The 18,533-nt window shown below is 50.9% G+C and carries 13 protein-coding genes; 7 read left to right on the top strand and 6 right to left on the bottom strand.

Features of this window, described 5'->3' with window-relative positions; all coding sequences use genetic code 11:
- The first annotated feature begins 296 nt into the window (after nt 1-296).
- Entirely contained in the window at nt 297-1,976 is a 1,680-nt protein-coding gene (locus CAG65_RS19665; RefSeq protein ID WP_161454723.1) for an RluA family pseudouridine synthase, read from the top strand.
- Between the two features lie 65 nt (nt 1,977-2,041).
- Here the strand turns inward: CAG65_RS19665 and CAG65_RS19670 are convergent, their stop codons facing one another.
- The 3 genes from CAG65_RS19670 to CAG65_RS19680 are packed head-to-tail and all read right to left on the bottom strand — an operon-like array spanning nt 2,042 to nt 4,639.
- Nucleotides 2,042-3,079: a DUF2955 domain-containing protein gene (locus tag CAG65_RS19670; protein WP_161454715.1), complete on the bottom strand. Its 1,038-nt coding sequence runs from the start codon at nt 3,077-3,079 to the stop codon at nt 2,042-2,044.
- 12 nt (nt 3,080-3,091) lie between these two features.
- Nucleotides 3,092-4,150 (bottom strand): HlyD family secretion protein, encoded by a 1,059-nt coding sequence (locus CAG65_RS19675; protein WP_021706499.1) that lies wholly within the window; start codon nt 4,148-4,150, stop codon nt 3,092-3,094.
- 33 nt (nt 4,151-4,183) lie between these two features.
- A complete protein-coding gene (locus CAG65_RS19680) occupies nt 4,184-4,639 on the bottom strand; it encodes a MarR family transcriptional regulator (protein ID WP_161454716.1) in 456 nt (151 codons plus the stop codon).
- Between the two features lie 302 nt (nt 4,640-4,941).
- Between CAG65_RS19680 and CAG65_RS19685 the strand changes: the two genes are divergently transcribed.
- Both CAG65_RS19685 and CAG65_RS19690 read left to right on the top strand, forming a co-directional pair.
- Nucleotides 4,942-6,318, top strand: coding sequence for a sensor histidine kinase (locus CAG65_RS19685; protein WP_161454717.1), 1,377 nt, complete (start codon nt 4,942-4,944; stop codon nt 6,316-6,318).
- Nucleotides 6,318-6,950, top strand: a complete 633-nt coding sequence (locus CAG65_RS19690) for a response regulator (protein WP_021706502.1) — start codon at nt 6,318-6,320, stop codon at nt 6,948-6,950. The genes CAG65_RS19685 and CAG65_RS19690 overlap by 1 nt, the downstream gene beginning before the upstream one ends.
- A 53-nt stretch (nt 6,951-7,003) precedes the next feature.
- Here CAG65_RS19690 and CAG65_RS19695 read toward each other — a convergent pair whose 3' ends face one another.
- Both CAG65_RS19695 and CAG65_RS19700 read right to left on the bottom strand, forming a co-directional pair.
- Nucleotides 7,004-11,488: a PKD domain-containing protein gene (locus CAG65_RS19695; RefSeq protein WP_161454718.1), complete on the bottom strand. Its 4,485-nt coding sequence runs from the start codon at nt 11,486-11,488 to the stop codon at nt 7,004-7,006.
- 191 nt (nt 11,489-11,679) lie between these two features.
- Complete coding sequence (locus CAG65_RS19700) at nt 11,680-12,237, bottom strand: sugar O-acetyltransferase (protein WP_161454719.1); 558 nt, start codon at nt 12,235-12,237, stop codon at nt 11,680-11,682.
- Nucleotides 12,238-12,443: 206 nt separating this feature from the next.
- Here CAG65_RS19700 and CAG65_RS19705 point away from each other — a divergent pair, with 206 nt between their 5' ends.
- From CAG65_RS19705 to CAG65_RS19720, 4 genes are all read left to right on the top strand, one after another.
- Nucleotides 12,444-13,745, top strand: a complete 1,302-nt coding sequence (locus CAG65_RS19705) for a hemolysin family protein (protein ID WP_161454720.1) — start codon at nt 12,444-12,446, stop codon at nt 13,743-13,745.
- A gap of 33 nt (nt 13,746-13,778) precedes the next feature.
- Nucleotides 13,779-14,363, top strand: coding sequence for a TetR/AcrR family transcriptional regulator (locus tag CAG65_RS19710; protein ID WP_161454721.1), 585 nt, complete (start codon nt 13,779-13,781; stop codon nt 14,361-14,363).
- 90 nt (nt 14,364-14,453) lie between these two features.
- A complete protein-coding gene (locus CAG65_RS19715; RefSeq protein WP_161454722.1) occupies nt 14,454-15,485 on the top strand; it encodes an NADP-dependent oxidoreductase in 1,032 nt (343 codons plus the stop codon).
- Nucleotides 15,486-15,495: 10 nt separating this feature from the next.
- Nucleotides 15,496-16,113, top strand: coding sequence for a glutathione S-transferase family protein (locus CAG65_RS19720; RefSeq protein ID WP_021706508.1), 618 nt, complete (start codon nt 15,496-15,498; stop codon nt 16,111-16,113).
- 379 nt (nt 16,114-16,492) lie between these two features.
- On the opposite strand, the gene CAG65_RS19725 is transcribed toward CAG65_RS19720, so the two are convergent.
- Nucleotides 16,493-18,244, bottom strand: coding sequence for a hypothetical protein (locus tag CAG65_RS19725; protein WP_021706509.1), 1,752 nt, complete (start codon nt 18,242-18,244; stop codon nt 16,493-16,495).
- Nucleotides 18,245-18,533: the final 289 nt, after the last annotated feature.

Consider the following 18,533-nt stretch of genomic DNA (forward strand, 5'->3'; position numbering starts at 1 on the left):
GTTCAATAGTTAAGGGAGCATTCTTATCGCCAATCTCAGCTTCGATACACACCGCTCACCAAACAGTGTGGGCCACTGGCTGATATCCAATCGCATACCGTAGGCTTACTGACGTGGTAACACACTGACCTTCATCATTAAACGACAACCTGCATACCCACATGCGCTTTTTATCATTCACTCACGTATTCGACCAGAAACCGCTCTGCGTCTGATTGAGTTGGATAAGGTGAAAAATGACGGCAATTTGGGTAGAATTACGGCCCTATTTTTGCCCAACAGCCAACACCGTGAACATGCCTTCTCCCGAACAGTGCTTTACCCGTTTCCAGAGCGATGTCTCCAGCATCGATCTGCCCGAACGCTTTACATTTCCTTTTTATTACCAACCTCATCCACTGTGTCTGTTAGCTGCCGGGCAGTTACAGCAACATTTGTTGACGCAAACCGACTGGCAACACAACTTCGGTTTAACGGAAACACAGGGGGCCGTCGGTAAAATGTTCGGCGTGCTGGTGGTGAAGTGCCCGGATGGTGAGTTGGGCTACCTATCGGCCTTTTCCGGTAAAATCGCCGATCAAAACTTACTCCCCGGTTTCGTACCGCCAGTGTTCGACATGCTGTCACGAGATGGCTTCTTTCGCACAGAACTGGCCGACATTACCGCCGTGAGCAAACAATACCAGCTTGCTGCCAGCAATCCTGAAATCAGCCGCTTAGAGCAAGAATTGGCAACACAACAGCAAATGGCCGCACAGGCGATTGAGGCGCAGCGCCAGATTGCTATCGCAGCCCGGGCCAAACGAAAGCGCCAGCGTCAAGATGCAGAGGTCACTCTCAAAGATCCAGAGCTTTCAGATTTTCTGGCCAATCTGGGCAAAGAAAGTGTGGCTGAAAAGAACGTCATGAAATATCTCAAACTGGAGTGGGACGAGAAACTGGCTGGCATAAATGAGCGCCTGAACGCCCTTAAAACGGAGGTTAAAGCACTCAAAACTCAACGCGCTCAGCTGTCCAATACGTTACAAAACAAGTTGTTCGAGCAATATCGATTTCTCAATATTGAAGGGAAAGAGAAAAGTCTTAACGCCATTTTTGCTCAGACCAACACACCTGTCCCCCCGGCTGGCTCTGGTGAGTGCGCGGCACCTAAGCTGTTGCACTACGCATTCAAACATGGTTTTACGCCGATAGCGATGGCCGAGTTCTGGTGGGGCCAGTCACCCAAATCAGAAGTGCGCCAACACAAAAGTTTTTATCCTTCCTGCCACAGTAAATGTCATCCGATCCTCGGCCATATGCTGCAAGGCATGCCGGTTGATGACAATCCACTCGAAGAAAACTGGGCAGAACATCTGGAACTGGAGATCGTGTATCAGGACGAGGCGATGGTGGTGATCAATAAACCATCGGGTATGCTTTCGGTTCCGGGCAAAACCATTTCCGACTCCGCATACACACGTTTGCAAGCGATGTTCCCTGATGCTGAGGGCCCTCTGGTAATCCACCGACTCGACATGGCGACCTCAGGGCTGCTGGTGTTTGCCCTTACCCGTCGAGCCAACAAAAGCTTGCAAAAACAGTTCATCAGCCGGGAGGTTGAAAAGCGCTACATAGCGCTGATCGAAGGCGTTCCGATTGAAGACGAAGGGGATATTACACTCCCCATGCGAGGGGATCCGGATGACCGGCCCCGTCAACTGGTCTGTTTTGAGCATGGAAAACCCGCACACACCCATTGGCAAAAAATAGACGTTACAAACGGCCGGACCAAACTTTATCTCTATCCAAAAACCGGGCGAACCCATCAATTGCGCGTTCACTGCGCTCATCACCTTGGCCTGAACATGCCGATGGTCGGTGATGGTCTGTATGGGGAACGCGCTGAGCGGCTCCATTTACATGCAGAATCACTGGCGTTCGATCATCCTTACAGTAAAGAACGCATGCATTTTCGGGTCGACGCACCATTCTGAACTGAACAAAAAAACGGACGCTAAAAAAGCATCCGTTTTTTATAACCGCATCGTCATCACCGCTGCTACTGCTGACTAAACCGAGTTGCTTCAAAACGATTTAGTAATCGGTGAACAGCGTAAGTGACGAGTAATGTCACCACAATCGCAAACAAGATGCTGCTTACCCGGTACAACGCACTGAAAATCAGGTCGCCATCTGGTGACAAATACTGGCCAAACAAAATGCCCAACGTCGTCAAGCCACCAAAACCCGCCCCGGATCCGCTTGATTCTTTAACATGCATATAGCTGAAGATCATCGCCCCGATCCATAACAGCGGCACAACAAACAACAAGGTATCTGACCAGTCATACAGCACCAACTGACCGACGATCCCAAACGTCACACCAAGCAGCGTTCCCATCGCCCGTTTACGTGCATAGCCCAGAGCGCCATTCCAGTGCATGGGAAACAGCAATAGCAGTGTGGTCGCCTGAGCAGACATTGAATCGTTTAGATCAAAAATCTGAAACACCAGAAACGACATGGTGGCAATACTGGCGCCCATCAGTGCTTCATGACGCATCCGGTGATTCTTTTTCGGTTCAGTTGGGCGCGCTGGTGGCTGACGCGGCTCTGCATCCGGGATCAGAAAGGTCACTAGGTACGCAACGATAACTGACAATATATTGGCTTGTAGGTTACTGAAAATCAGATCGTTCAGATCGGTCGTCGGATAGCTGGCAAAATGCAGCATGATACTCAGACTCAAAGCGCTGTTGGCCCCAAACAGAAACAGGCTGCCTTTGGACATGCAGGCGAATTTATACAGAAACAAACCAAAGACGATCAGCGTCATCATGCCAGGGTGACCACCAAACAGCCCCCCTAGAATGCCAACTTCCAGACCACAAACAGCCGCCGAAAACACCAGTTGTAGAGCGGCATGCCGGCTCATCACCGGCACCATCCCCAGCAGAAGCATCGGTGTTACGGTAAAAAACACACCGTAGTTCCAGCCAAACATTTTGCACAAGGTGAAACCAATCGTCGCCCCGGTGGCAATGCGTAAACACTGTCTGAGATCATTTTCAGACATGGGGTGATCCCATAATTTCATACCACCTCCCAATTAATAAATGTAATGCAAGGTGCTCAGGAAATGAATCTGTAAGCGGGCAAACCAACTCGACAACGGGTTATCCGGCAACAACTGCACGGTTGCACGCGCTCCGGCCGGGAACTCATGTTCAGGCGCTTGCTCAATCGCCAGATGCAGTCGCATGCGCTGTGCATCGCGAACCCAGCGATTGGACTCTGTTGGCGTCGCCAGACGGCCATCTGCATCAAACTGCCCCGAGCTGACCCCCGCATCCAAACTGGTAATACGCGCTTCAAATACTTCACCAGGCAAGCTGTCAAAGGCGATCAATGCACGGCTGTCTCGGCTGAAATGACGCAAACTCTTTTCACGAAAATCAGCGATCACGTCCACGTCGTCAGATACCAGTGCCACCAGCGGAGTACCGGCTGCAGCGTATGCGCCAGATTCCAATTGCAGGTTGGTCACCACACCATCGTGTTCCGCCACCACCTGGGTGTATGACAGGTTCAGTTCTGCTTGTTTCAGCTGGTTTTTCGCTGTACGAACATTGACGTTGCGGTCTCCCAGCTCACCCCGGCTGACTTGCAACTCTTTGAGGCGTGCCTGAGCGGCCAGCAAATTGGCACGCGCAGCAGTCGCTGCACTTTGGGCATCGTCCCGCTGCTGCTGCGAGGTACCGTTACGATGAAACAGCGTGTTCAACCGCTTGGCTTCGCGCACTTTCTGTTCGGCAACAATCTTACTGGCTTCCACATCGGCCGTGGCGGCGACGATAGACGCATCCAGCTGATCGTTATTCTGGATGACACGTTCAAGGTTGAGCTGAGCTTTCTCTACCGCCAGCTTATAAGGCTGCGGGTCAATCTGGAAAAGGGGGTCCCCCTTTTTAATGTCCTGGTTATTTGCCACATAAAGATGAGTGATTTGTCCACTGACACGCGGTGCTACTTTGGTAACAACGCGAGTCGCCATGGCTTGCGGAGTCAAAGGCATGGCTAAATCAGCAACAAGAAAATAGGCAAAGACAAGGACAAACGCGACGCAGGAATACTTGATCCAGCGAGCGAATTTCTGATCTGGAGTCATAGACGTTTACTTCTCTTTTTCTGGATTTCTGACTTATTCGCTAAGTGAATCGAGCGCGTTGTGGGCAATCTGCTCCAGGATTAAGCTGAATTTTTTCAACTCATCGTCGTTGAGTTCCGCCAGCAGGGTACGACGAACCTGAATAATTCTCGCCTCCAACTGGGTAATCAAGACCTTGCCTTCATCCGTCAAACTGACAATGCGCGCTCGCTTGTCGTGATCACAGCAGTGCCGGGTGATGAGGGATTGCTCTTCGAGTAATTTGAGGGTACGCATCAACGAAGCCAGCTCAATCTCCAAACCTTCAGCCAGATGCTTCTGACTGATGTGGTCTCCCATGCGGTACAACTTCCACAACGCCGTCCAGCGTGGGTAGGTCAGATTCAGCGGGGCCAGTTCGCGGTCCGCTACCATTTTCCATAGCCGGGAAACACGGGCCAGTTGCTCCGCCAGAGGGAGATCTCGCAATATGTTGATGTCTTGAATCATCGGAAGCACTCAATTACTTAGCGTGCTAAGCAATATAACTTAGTTAGCACGCTAAGTAAATATATTTGTGACTCTAATCACATCATTCTTGACCATGATTTTCCCAAGGGTTAATACGGCAACGCGTACTTCGCAACAACTTGAGCACAGGTACACACGTTCATCAGATTGAGCATGATAAAAACATTTACGTCTCGTGAACGTGAGTTATCGATATACCCTCTAAAAGTGAAATATTACTGTTTGTTTATAGAAATGCGCGGCGATTGCCACTGTCAGAAGACTCAATTAGACTGGCAACTATGGATATGCTCATCATCTTTAAGATCTATCTCTTCTACGGCCTGACATTCTTTGCCGTCGCATTTGCCATTTTGTTCAGAGACTTACGTAATAGTCGTATCCGTATTGCCAAAGCGCTTCCATGGCTGGCCGTTTTCGGCCTGATCCATGGGATACACCAATGGTCCAGCCTGTACATTGTGATGTATGAGCACGAATTCACCCTGACTCGTACGCTGGAAATACTTAAAGCCATCAAACTGTGGGTCGCGTTTCTTCCTTTACTGTGGTTTGCGTGGCACCTCCTGCCTCTAACCACGTGGCAGCACAGACGCACTATCAAGATAGGGGTACTGGCCACACAGGGTATGTTTCTGCTGGGCATATGGCTGAGCTACGACGAAGTAAACTTCGCCGAGTATATCCACGCAGTCACTGATCAGATCCGTTGGGTATATGGTTTAGGCTCCGCTTTGCTGGCCGGCCTGGCATTGATAAGCTACGCCCGTGTGCTGGAAAAAGAGGGGTACGATGGTCGGCGGCCTTTTCACGCCACCGGGCTGGCGGTGATCGGCTACGGTCTGTCTGTGAGCGTGTTTACCCTCGACCACGGTACTTGGGCACTACTGCTGCGGACCATACTGGCGTCAGCTATTCTGGTTACCTTGTGGTTTGCCCTGAGAGTCTTTGATCGTGAGCGAGATCATCAAATTGAAACGGCCATGCAGCAATCTCAACAAGACGCCAAACTGAAAGAGCTGGGCGAGCTTACTTCCGCCGTGGCCCACGAAATAAAGACCCCTCTCAGCAGCGCGATGATGAGCTGTGACTTATTGGCCAATCAGGTTCCAGACAATGCCGCATGTCAGCGCCAGATAGATCGAATTCGTTACGGCTTGAGTCGTGCGGCCGAAATCAGCCAGGAAGTGCTTAATTACGCGCACCACAAGCCGATTCAGCGCCAACCGATTTGCTTGGCGGAGGTGGTCCAGTCCGCGCTGGATCTTAACCAGTTCCGCCTCGGTGGATTCGATCTCAAAGTAAATCTGGATGAAAAACTGATAATTTCTGGCGATGCCGGATTACTCGAAGAAGTGTTTTCCAACCTCATCGCCAATGCCATTGACGCCAGCCAGAAAAACAAACGGATTCAGATCGATGGTTTTCAGAATAAATTGACCGCGGTTGTTCGGGTCTCAGATCATGGCGGCGGTATGCCCGAACCTTTGCTGAATAAAGCCACACAACCCTTTTTCACTACCAAGCCAAAAGGTGAAGGAACCGGGATGGGGCTTGCTTTATGCAAACAAATTGTACAACAGCACGGCGGTGAGCTGCTGCTGTATAACCATCAGTACGGCCTGTGCGTCGACGTACAACTACCCAGGAAATGTTAATGACGTTAAAACTCCTCTTAGCCGAAGATGATCAGCAACTGCGTGATGTGCTGGTCGAGGCCCTGACACTCGAAACATTCGACGTCACCGCATGCACCAATGCCGAAGATGCACTGGATATCGCAACCAATCAGGCGTTCGACCTTGCGCTGTTTGACGTGGTGATGAACGGCATGACCGGGATTGAAGCTTTGTCGTCGCTGCGTCGCATGCAGCCTAATATTGGCATCGTCATCACAACGGCCTTCGCCACGGTCGACATCGCCGTCGATGCGATGAAAAAAGGGGCCGACGAGTTCCTGACGAAACCCTTCAACCTGGCATCATTGTCCGTCACGCTCAAGCGAGTATACGCTGAGCGTACACCCACATCCCCTCTCGATGAGCGCCACAATGATCTTGTGTTCAGTGCACTGTCCAACCCTATCCGCCGTATGGTGGTGAAACAACTTAAAATCCACCGCAAAATGAAGTTTATGGATCTGTGTCGTGTGGTCGGGATTGAAGATCACACCAAGTTCAACTTCCACCTGAAACAACTGGTAACCAGCGAACTGGTAGTCAAAGAAGAAGGCCGGGTCTATTCTCTGACCATGCGGGGTCTGCAGATCTACTCCAGTATGCTGCAATAGTGCTAAACGGAAAAAGGCACGTTGAACTCAACGTGCCGATTAGTCTTCTGTGTCTATTTTTTACGGCGTCTGAGTAGTAACAGAGCCAGCAGCGAACCCACACCCAGTGAGCCACCACCGCCACCGCCTCCACTGCTGACCGGTGTGTCGGTAATCACTGGTGGTTTTGGCTGCGCTGGTGTATCCGTATCATCTGACTGCGCCGTTTGGGTTACTTCCACTTCAACACCATACGTCCGTACGCCTTGCTCCGGTGTCGTCAGATCAAGTTCAAACCCCAGCAACTGCACCAAACTGGCGTCGTCTTGTTGCGCGCGGCGAAGGCGCTGCGCATCCGCTCCCGTTAAACGAACTTTAAGGTAACGCGACTCACGATCCACCCAGGTGACCTCTGCCCCCTGTGTCTTACGCCAGAAATACTGATAGTCGACATCCTCTTCAAGCTCTACAATCGACGCCGCGTCGATCGTCACCAGAGATGTTTGCTCATCAGTTTGATCCACTTCCACAGGAATCGGTGCTGTAACCGGACGCGCTTTCGGCCCTCGGTTTCGAACCTCAATGGTGAAACGTTGGCTACTCGTTTCACCATCTTCCAGTACCGTCAGTTCCAGTTCGATAACACCGTTCTTGTTCACTTCAGGTAACGTAAGCCGCGCTCGGGCCGTCTGACTGTCAAAGTCGACCAACGCCGGGCCCGAGACTTGTTTCCATTGATATGAAAGGGCTTTGCCCCGCGCTGGCAACGACTCACTCGCATCCAGGGTGATCGTTTCCAACTCTCCTCTGGTTTTTTCAAACGGTTTAACCACTATCGCCGGCTTAGGCACTGCGCCAATTGACACTGCGTGCTTCACGCTCGACTGATTTTGGCCATCACTGACCGTGGCAACGAACACCAGTTTGGCATTGGCCATGTTTTCACTGACGTTAAAATTCAGCACATTGCCGCTTGCCATAAACTGGCTTTCGGGTCCGCTTTCCTGACGCCACGTGTAGCTAAGCGGTTGTGGCCAGTTGTCGTCATCGTAAGCCACTGCCGTCAAGCTCACACGCTGCCCGAACGCGGCATGGTGCACGCCATCAATTTGTACCTCAGGTGCAGCATTTAGATACGCATCCCAACGAATATTGTGGTGGGCTGAAACACTAAATTCCCCGTCGTCTGCCGTCACCTGAACATCGATAGCTCCAGGTTTAGATGTCTTCGGCGTGCGTACCCGAATGGTCGACGGACCAGTCCTTTGCCACTCAATACCCGGCGTAACCTGCCAATTGAGTATGACGTCATCTGGCGTTTCGTCTTGTACCTCAGCCACGACCTTCACCCAGCTATCAGCCTGCGCACTGTCCGCGCCCAGCAGTGCCAGTTGAGGCGCCTTATTGACCGCTATCACGGGAATCGTCGCCGACGCGTTTGCCTGAGCAAGACCGTCGCTGACAACCACCTCAACGTCAATATTGCCGACATGGTCGGCTGCAACCGGATAATTCAGTGTCTGAGTCTGGAACGTCTGTTGGCCTTCCCCGGTCGTCACCGTCCAGGTAAGTTTCAGATCAGCAACCTCGTGGTCTTCATCGCTAAGCACCGGTATCAGGATTAGGGTTTCTCCCTGCTTGACACTTTTTCCTTGCAGCGCAATGGTTGGCGCGCGGTTGACATGGTTGACCATGATCTCGGCCTGCTTCTCTGTTACGCTGCTGGCATCATCACGATCAATCACTTTAACCGTGACCTGAAAACGTGTGTCTGTAGCGACTGACGGTGTCATCCATTGAACCGTTTCTCCTTCACCGATGATTTCGCCGTCAACCAGCCACAGCGTTTGCAGAGTATCGATGCCCTCCGCATCGGACAGTTCAGCCACTTTGAAGGTGACATTCTCGCTCTCATTGCTCTGCGCCGGCACTTGCAACGTAAAAGACGCCGGATCGTTCACCGCATTGACCGTGACTGTTTTACTGGCCATTCTCGACGCACCGGAGAAATCAAGCGTCGCTTCCAGCGTGATGTCCTGCGACTGTTTCCAGTTAGGTAAGGTGTAACTGAACGTGTTGCCGCTCATTTTCGACTCGGGCAACCCCACAATTTGCCATTGAACGTTATCCAGCAAGTCAAAACCGTGCATCGCCGTTGCCTGAATACGGCTGTTTTCTTTCAATTCACCGCAGATCTGAATGTTGAATTCCGGGATACATTCCAATACATACAGGTCCGCTTGAGATATATTGGAGCTGTTGATTTGCCAGTCTCCGTCACTCAGCGTCACCGGCTCCGCCTGACTGTACCAGACCCGGCCGAGATGGTCCGTCATCCGATTCAGTCTCACCACATCACTGTGCCCGATGCGCTGCATTTCAACATAGGCACCGCCGTTGCCTTTGGTGCGTACCAGCAGTCGCTGGTTGGCATTGTTGTTGATGGTATCAGGCAGCGTGAAGTGCCATTGATAACGTTCAACTTCGCGGCCCGCCAGACTCAGTAACGGGTTGCCCCCAACCAAAGCCATGTCATAGTCACGCTTTTGCACGACACTATTGTCACTCAACGTGTGCGTCAGTTTGAGGCTAGCGGTATTAAACTGGAAACATTGCATCGCCGGTGCCGCTAACCACTCTTGTTGTTTTTTACCAGGTTCCAAATCCACAATGGTCGCAGGCAAGTCGTTCAGAGCCAGTTCAACTTTCGTGTTGGCTTCACTCTCGTCGCGACTGATGATTGCAACGTCAGCGCTTTGCGTCTGAGGAGACACAAACGCAGTGCGGCTTTCAGGCGACACATCTCGGGGTAACAAGTTCACATTGGTCAGTTGTTGGCGGAAAACCGCCGCAGCAATCCCAGTCGCGTCAAGACGCTTAGCCGACTGATAAACAGCAAATGCCGTTTCCTGATATTGCTGGTGCATCGACAAGCCGAGAAACGCTTCCAACACAATCTGGTCAGCCAGCGCGGCGGCGGGATCTTCACCGTAGCGATTCACCAACTCAATATCATTATTGAGAAACGCGTTCTGGGCGATCGCTTTTCTTGCGCGATATAACGGCGCAGCCAGTAATGTTTCTGTCGCAACCGTGCCATACTCACTCGAAACCTTGCTGTGTGCAGAAGATACGTTCGTTTCATATCCGGCAAAGTAGTCCTGCTCAGGCGCATTGTAATCCCGTACAGCCTTGCCACATAAATCGAGTCTCAGGTTGCCAAGAAGCTCATTCCAATCTGAATTACGACTCAACTGAGTACTCGCCCAGTAATCGGCAAACGCTTCGTTAATGGCCCCATTGATGGGAGTAATAGCCATCCCTACCGGTGCTCCCTGAAGTTTGAGACGTCGGAACAGAGCATGTCCTTGTTCGTGATACGTAATCGCTGGGTCGTAAGTCGGGCCAAGACAATCGCTTTTTCCAACAGCAATCAAGTCAAAATCCGGCAGGTATTTATCAAACCTTATGTCGCTGTCGGTCAGCATCAGACCAACCTTGTGCTCTCCGATGAAGTCGTAAGACAGGGTCTCGGCGGCATAACTGAAACCATCGTGGATGGCTTGCATATTGGTTAGGATCGCTGGGATCTGATAACGACTGACCTCGCTCGCCGCATTCCAGAATTGAGCATAGTCTGCGTTCAGTGAATGCCCCCACCAATGGAAGTCTTGATTAGAATAAAACTGCGTATAACTCGACTCCGGCTCTGAGAGTGATTTAAGTGGTAGTGTCTTTGGTACCTGACCGGGTTGCTCAGTCCAAAAAGAGGGAGTGAATAAGTTGCCAAGCTGCTCTGAGGGGTCGTCGCCATAGCCGAGCCACTTAAACTCAAGCGGAGACACTAATGGCGTCGAGTTGGCGATTTTTGCTTGGTAATAAAAGCCGCTCGCTCTACCATCAACGCTGCTGATGAACATTTCCAGGTTCCCTTGCGGCCCGTTGAGAGGCACTGTGACATAATAGCCCAGAACCAGTTGTCCTTTTATCCAACGATAGATTGGTATCGCTGTGATCGCATCACGATCGACAGTCAATGTATGCGTTTCGCCATTCTCAGAGCGCATGGTCAGTAAGCTGCTTCTTAGTTTGATCAGTCCACTTATCAGCGAACGCTCTGTGTCCAGTTGCAGCTTCGTTTGTGACACAGCCTCGTCAGCACTCGTGACCACACTACCACTTGCTTCCGGTGGGTTGAGCGGCAAGTCAACCTGATACTGGTAGCGGAACAGTTCACACTGATCATTCAGCGACAAAATCACGTCTTGCCCGTGCACAGGTACGTTATCTTTTTGCAACGTAAACAGGAAGTGATGGCTATTGAAGCCACTCACTTGATTAATAAACAAATATTGCGAGGCCTGCTTGTGGTCGACATTCAGGTTTTGCAATAGCTGCTCCAGGACTTCCCTTGCCTGTTCAGCGCCAACCTTTCCAGTTGAACTGCATGCGTACTCCTTTTCCAGCGGAAACGACAGCCCGGGTTCAAAGCTAGTGCTGGCCATTGCTGGTGAAATAGACGCCATTGTGGATATTAATAACCATGGTCGATATGACACGTAGAACTCCCTAAATAACAGAAATATAAAGAGGCCGTATTCTACGTGGGGTTAATTCAACAAATAACGAAAACATCCAGGCAATTTGTGCCTGTTTTATGGTGAGAATTGATTGGGAGAAGCAACGTGACGTAGCGTGTCAGACGGCATGGCGAAACAACGACGCCCAGGCAATCCGGGCGCGCCGAAAGTTAAGCTTCAAGCGGGCGAATAATCCGGCAGGGGTTACCGGCCGCCACCACATTAGCAGGAATATCTCGTGTCACTACACTGCCAGCGCCAATGACACTGTTCTCACCAATGGTCACACCCGGACACACAATCGCTCCGCCACCAATCCAGACGTTGTCACCGATGGTGATCGGCAAACCAAATTCAACCCCCTCTTCCACCCGAGCTTGCACATCCAACGGATGACTCGCCGTATAGAGCTGAACATTGGGTGCCAACAACACGTTGTTACCAATCCGCACTTCTGCGACGTCCAGGATCACGCAGTTGAAGTTGGCGTAGAAATTCTTGCCCACGTGAATGTGACGACCATAGTCACAGCGAAACGGCGGCTCCAGATACGCGTCTGGCGCATCCGGCAATAACTGATCAATAGCACTGCGCCACTCGTCGCTGTCCGGAATACTCTGATTCAGCACAAGCAGTTGGCGGCGACAGGCAATACGCATCTGATACAATTCCTGATCCCAGGCCAAATAAGGCTCTCCGGCCAACATCTTCTCTCTTTGTGTTTTCATTTCTGCTCTTCTTAGCGTGTGTTCTCGATCCTCGCGCCAGCTCAGTCAATCACGCTTTATCACTGGCAATCAAGTTCATTAGTCAATATAACCGACTGAAATCAGAGTATTTGTCACAACAACCAAAATTATCTCAGCGAAATCACAAACCGCTCTCGTATGCTCGGATATGCTTAAAACAGTATCAATACAAAGGTAATGACGTTATGGATGTGCTTCTGCTGATGGCGCTAATTCTACTTAATGGCGTCTTTGCAATGTCTGAAATTGCTCTGGTCGCCGTACGCAGCGGCCGGCTCAAACAGCTCTCTGATCACAGCCATTCGGCTCGTACAGCCCTGATACTGAAAGAGAACCCGACGCTGTTTCTCTCCACCATTCAGATCGGTATTACCGCCATCGGCTTGCTAAACGGTATCGTCGGTGAAGCCACGCTGTCGGAGCCGTTTGAACTGTGGCTGATCAGACAGGGCATGGAGCCCAAAATCGCCAATCTGTTTTCCACTGGTTGTGTGGTCATTGTGATCACCTATTTTTCAATTGTGATCGGGGAGTTGGTTCCCAAGCGTTACGCTCAAGCCAACGCCGAGCGTATTTCCATTATTGTCGCCCGCCCTATTCATTTGCTGTCCAAGATTACAATTCCCTTTGTTGCTCTGCTGACAGCCTCCACCGAAGGTTTATTGCGCATCATCGGACAATCTCAAAATGCCACAGAGTGTGTCACTGAAGAAGATGTCCAGGCAATCGTCAATGAAGGGTCTGAATCCGGTGCCTTAGATCCCAAAGAGCATGACATGATCCACAACATCATGCGCCTTAACGACCGTCCCGCCAGCTCTCTGATGACCCCACGAAGGGATGTGGATTATCTCGATATTGACCGGCCACTGGACGAGGTGATGCAGCGTATCCGAGAGACCCGACATAAAGTGTTTCCGGTTTGTCACGGCCACCTGGACAACCTCATTGGCACCATCTCGTCTAAGGCCATGCTCAATCGCAGCAACACACTGTCGGTCAACGCTCTGACCGGTATGGCCAAAGTAGCGCTGTACATCCCCGAAACCATGAAAGGCTTGCAACTGCTTAATCACATGCAAACCACCAGCACAGAAATGGTCTTTGTTGTCGATGAATATGGTGACTTGCAAGGCCTTATTACCTTATACGACATTTTGGAAGCCATCGCAGGAGAGCTCTCCCTCGAACCCGCAGAAGCCTGGATGGTGACTCAACCCGACGGTAGCTTGCTGGTCGATGCAATGATCCCCGTCAGTGAACTCAAACAACGCCTCAACCTGACGGCTCTAGCGGATGAAGACCAGCACGGCTACCAGACCCTCAGCGGCATGCTGTTGTGGCTCAGCGGCGAGCTGCCTGAAAAAGGAGAAACCGTCTACTGGGACGACTGGCAGTTCCGCATTGAAGGCGTCGAGCAAAACCGCGTCACTAAAGTACGCATTACGCGCAAAGAGTTCAGTACCGCGAACCAAAAACCGGACTAGACGACTGGTCTAGTCCGGTTTATAGTAGCGCCCATGAATACAAAAACACACGATACCCGCCAGCACATTCTCGATATCGGCTATGAGTTGGTGGTAACTAAAGGCTTTACCCGCGTCGGTTTGGCCGAACTTTTGAAATGTGCCGACGTACCGAAAGGCTCTTTCTATCACTACTTCAAGTCCAAAGAACACTTTGGCGAAGCGTTAATCCAAGCGTATTTCGAACACTATTTATCACGCATCGAGGTGCTGTTCAATGCACCAAAGCAGAATGGTTATCAACGCCTGACCCACTATTTTGAACGCTGGGCTGATACAGAAAACGGCACCTGCAACGCCAACCGTTGCCTGGTCGTCAAGCTCAGTGGTGAAGTGTCAGATTTGTCAGACAGCATGCGCCTTGCGTTGTTAGATGGCGCCGAACGCATCATCGCAGCCTTGGCTGAGTGTATTGAGCAAGGCATTCAGGATGATTCGGTACGTCGCTGCGACAGCAAGCTCACGGCGCGCCAGCTTTATCAAACCTGGATTGGCGCCAGTCTGCTGAATAAGCTTTATCAGGATCAATCTGGTCTGAAACAGAGCCTAATCAGCACTCGGCAACTGCTTCAGCCTTAATTTAGGCACACGTTATAATCCCGTCCCGATTCGGCTCGGGATTTTTTACAAACCAACACTAGACGACTGGTCTAATACAAGGAATTACTTATGTCTCAGCCTCTAAACCGCCGCATTGTCTTAGCATCTCGCCCTCACGGCGCACCAACAACAAACAACTTCCGTTTGGAAGAAACCAGTAAACCTACCCCTGCAGCCGGCGAAATCTTGCTACGCAGTGTCTATCTGTCACTCGACCCGTATATGCGCGGACGAATGAGCGACGCGAAATCGTACGCCGATCCCGTCGCATTGAACGACGTGATGGTCGGCGGCACTGTGTGTCAGGTTGAAACCTCGCACCATCCCGATTTCGGCGCCGGTGAATGGGTACTGGCTTACACCGGTTGGCAGGATTACGCACTTTCCAATGGCGAAGGACTGATCAAACTGGGGACAAATCCCGTAAACCCTTCTTATGCTTTGGGAGTGATGGGCATGCCTGGCTTTACCGCGTACATGGGCCTTTTAGATATCGGCCAACCAAAAGCGGGCGAAACCCTTGTCGTGGCAGCTGCCACCGGCCCTGTCGGTGCGACCGTGGGACAAATTGGTAAACTAAAAGGTTGCCGCGTGATCGGCATTGCTGGTGGCGAAGAAAAATGTCGTTACGCGAAAGACGTACTGGGGTTTGACGACTGCCTCGATCACAAAGAGGAAAATTTCGCCCAGCGCCTGGCTCAGGCCTGCGACAACGGCATCGACATATACTTTGAAAATGTCGGTGGCAAAGTGTTTGATGCAGTCATGCCGCTACTGAATACTGGCGCACGCATTCCCCTGTGCGGCCTGGTCTCACAATACAATGCGACGACGCTGCTTGAGGGGCCGGATCGTCTGTCCATGTTAATGGGGCAACTACTGGTTAAGCGCATCAAAGTTCAAGGGTTCATCATCTTTGATGATTATGCCCACCGTTATGGTGAGTTTGCCGAAGACATGAACCGATGGTTGGCCGAAGGCAAAATTCAGTATCGTGAACACCTGGTGGATGGCCTGGAAAACGCTCCCGACGCCTTTATTGGCCTGCTGGAAGGTAAGAACTTCGGCAAGCTGGTGATTCAAACTAACCAACCAATTTAAGGACCTGAGGATGATTACACTTCACCATCTAAACCAGTCTCGCTCAAAACGCATTATCTGGTTACTGGAAGAACTGGGACTGGACTATCAGATCACCCCCTACCACCGAGACAGCGTGACCTTTCTGGCACCGCCTGAGCTAACATCGGTTCATCCGCTGGGGAAATCGCCCGTGATCGAAATGAACGGCGAAGTGATTGCCGAGTCCGGAGCCATCACAGAGATCCTGATCGACACCTACGCCGCAGATGTACTGGCTCCGAAACGTGGGACTGCGGCTTACCGCGATTATCTGCAGTGGCTCCACTTTGCTGAGAGTTCCGCCATGTTGCCGCTGCTGCTCAAACTGTTCGTTGCCAAAGACGGTGCACCGACTAACTTTTTGCAAGGCTACGCCGATAGTGAAGCCGACAAGATCCTCAGCTACTTTGACCAGCGTCTGGAGGGCAAACAGTACCTGGTCGGCGAAAAGCTCAGCGGCGCCGATATCATGATGTCATTTATCGTCGACGTCACTGCCCAGTTTGGTTTGCTCGCACGTTACCCGAACATTCAGCGCTACGCCGCCACTTTGGCCGAGCATCCTGCCAGCCAAAAAGCGCAGCAACTGGAAGCGCAATACGCCTAACCCTTGACACCGCCAGTATCACGCTGGCGGTTTTTCTGCGCCTTACTTCGGTTTTATCGCCCCCCTCCCTTTCTCCCAACACCTGGGTACCTATCACCAGATAGACAATAGCTATCAAATCAATCATCACAATCGATTTTCCACCCGGCCAATTCAGAACTAATCTTATCTATGAGTCAGGCGTCGACAACCATCTTGATTGTGGCGTCCCAGCCGCATACCACGCTGTTTGGAGCATAAAAAAGGCGCACATGGCGCCTTAGAATATTGGTCGGGGAGATCTGCCATGCAAACACTCACCTTTTTTAAACTGTTTGATACCGAAGAGCTGTTTATCTTCTATTAAGCCGCTGCCAAAAGCAGCGGCAATTTGAGTATCTTAGTTTGCAGCTTGTTGCTCTTTGGCCAGTTTGCGCGCTTTCATGTTCGCAACGTAGTCAAAGTTCATCATGATGCCGTGATCTTTCACGTCCAGAGAGATAGTGCCTGATGGTTGGCTCGCCAGCGTCTCAACCATTTCTGGTGTCAGCTCTTCGCCTTGCAACTCTGCTGCTTTTTCCATCACTTCAAGTAAACGGTTGAAATCCATCGAGAACTTCATGATGCCGTTCGAGCTAAGTGGTTCAGCCATCAGTTTGTCTGCCGCCGATTTACCTTTATCACCGGTGTACAGCGCAAAGTGATTGCCGTTCAACTGCGCATAGAATTTCGCACCAATGCCTGTCTGAGGTTCAATCAAAGGAGTGACATCCACTGGCTTGCCATCCGGCTGAATGCTCAGTTGAGCCAGTTGAGGGACAAACATGGTCAGCGATTGCAGGAGCATGTTCGGGTTAGTTGCAGAGAATGACAACATGCCATCCAGACGATCAAATTGCTGGCCGTATTCTGGTTTATCGGCAGGCATCACATCAAACATCTCGACGCTGATGCCTTTCAGACCGTTTAGCATACCGGCAGCCATGCTCAGCATCGCTGCCGGGTTGTCTGCGCCCATGTTCTGCTGCATTTCATTCAGCAGTGCACAGGAATACTGAGGCTGCTTAAGATCCTTCCAGATCGTCGCAACGGCCGGAGCCAATGTCGTGACATCCACACCCAACGCCGCGCTGAACATGCTTTCGCCTTTGGCGTTTGCTGCTGGCACGAAACCCTGAATAGACTTAAGCGCGTCCAGAATCACTTTGTTACCAGATTCCAGCACAAAGCTGCCTTTCATCTGAAGCTCGTCATTCGCTGTGTTGTAGTCAACCACCAGCACTTCTCTTGGCCAGTTTGACGCAATGGTTGCCAACTCAGACTGACAAATTGGTGAACGCAACACGGACAGTGCCGGCTCTGGTTCTTTCTGATCGATCACACCCACCTGGCGCGCAAGACGGTTGCCATCGGTTGTGGTCACACCTTTAATGATCTCAGCGTTGTCGATGTACATAAAGGCGTTATAGTTATCGCCATATTTGCTTTGTAGCGCTTCAATTTTACCACTGTCTGCCAGTGAAGCTTTTGGCGCTTCCAGACCCAGAGCCAACTTGAGCGGGCTCTCTGCATCCAGGATTGGCAGCTCAATCGTCAGGGTGAGCACATTGTCATTCACCGCAACGATCAGATTTGCATCCAAACCGTCCAGGTCTTTGGTTGCCAGCTCATAGCTGCGATATTCAATGTTGTCCAGCTTCTTCAGCGTGTGCGTCACACCACTTTCCTGCTCTTTTGCGTCCACGGTTTTCCAGAACGCGGCCGGATCTTCCAGTTGTACTTTGTAAACCGGCACCATACCCAAGGTGTAAAACACCGGGCTGACCTTTTCCGGCGTACCCAGGTACTGTTTAATAGATTCAGCAGAAGTTGCGCTTTTCAGGTAACCATCCAGAAAAGAAACCAGGAAAGTTTGCATCGGCGTCAAGTCTTGACCCGTTTCCATCAAAGCCATCAGGTCAGTTTGAGAATAACCGTATGCATTCAGGTATTCATACTGATCGTACGCTTCAGTCTGGAGGGTCACAAAAGGTGAGTCAGCCGGAATATTGCTGATTAGAGAACCTGATGCCTGTTGTTCTGTTTGGTCATAATAGATATAGCCAGCTGCGCCTGCGGCAATAACCGCTGAGGCAAGTAGTACTTTTTTCACTACTAACTCCGTTTGTCGTTTATGTTTTTATTTAATCGCACCTTACGATGCGGGTGGGAGTGTCTCCCGATTTTCAGCCTGGTGCAATATTCCCCGAAAAAATGAATAACCACACTGAGAAATTAGTATCATAGATATTTAAACGATATGCGCAATCAAAGAAGAAAAAAATTGTTGGCTGATGAACATTTTGCGACAGCAAAAAGACGCCTCTATGGGCGTCTTAAACAAAAAGTCCGATGGACAGAGAAAACACACGATATTTAGCGGGCAATATCCAGTTGATGAT

The organism is Vibrio sp. V39_P1S14PM300, assembly GCF_009904765.1.
Taxonomy (GTDB): Bacteria; Pseudomonadota; Gammaproteobacteria; order Enterobacterales; family Vibrionaceae; genus Vibrio; species Vibrio proteolyticus.

What these genes read in the sequence shown, in the direction of transcription:
- CAG65_RS19665 (WP_161454723.1), top strand. Translation starts at nt 297, where the DNA reads ATGCCTTCTCCCGAACAGTGCTTTACCCGTTTCCAGAGCGATGTCTCC.
- CAG65_RS19670 (WP_161454715.1), bottom strand. Translation starts at nt 3,079, where the DNA reads ATGAAATTATGGGATCACCCCATGTCTGAAAATGATCTCAGACAGTGT.
- CAG65_RS19675 (WP_021706499.1), bottom strand. Translation starts at nt 4,150, where the DNA reads ATGACTCCAGATCAGAAATTCGCTCGCTGGATCAAGTATTCCTGCGTC.
- CAG65_RS19680 (WP_161454716.1), bottom strand. Translation starts at nt 4,639, where the DNA reads ATGATTCAAGACATCAACATATTGCGAGATCTCCCTCTGGCGGAGCAA.
- CAG65_RS19685 (WP_161454717.1), top strand. Translation starts at nt 4,942, where the DNA reads ATGGATATGCTCATCATCTTTAAGATCTATCTCTTCTACGGCCTGACA.
- CAG65_RS19690 (WP_021706502.1), top strand. Translation starts at nt 6,318, where the DNA reads ATGACGTTAAAACTCCTCTTAGCCGAAGATGATCAGCAACTGCGTGAT.
- CAG65_RS19700 (WP_161454719.1), bottom strand. Translation starts at nt 12,237, where the DNA reads ATGAAAACACAAAGAGAGAAGATGTTGGCCGGAGAGCCTTATTTGGCC.
- CAG65_RS19705 (WP_161454720.1), top strand. Translation starts at nt 12,444, where the DNA reads ATGGATGTGCTTCTGCTGATGGCGCTAATTCTACTTAATGGCGTCTTT.
- CAG65_RS19710 (WP_161454721.1), top strand. Translation starts at nt 13,779, where the DNA reads ATGAATACAAAAACACACGATACCCGCCAGCACATTCTCGATATCGGC.
- CAG65_RS19715 (WP_161454722.1), top strand. Translation starts at nt 14,454, where the DNA reads ATGTCTCAGCCTCTAAACCGCCGCATTGTCTTAGCATCTCGCCCTCAC.
- CAG65_RS19720 (WP_021706508.1), top strand. Translation starts at nt 15,496, where the DNA reads ATGATTACACTTCACCATCTAAACCAGTCTCGCTCAAAACGCATTATC.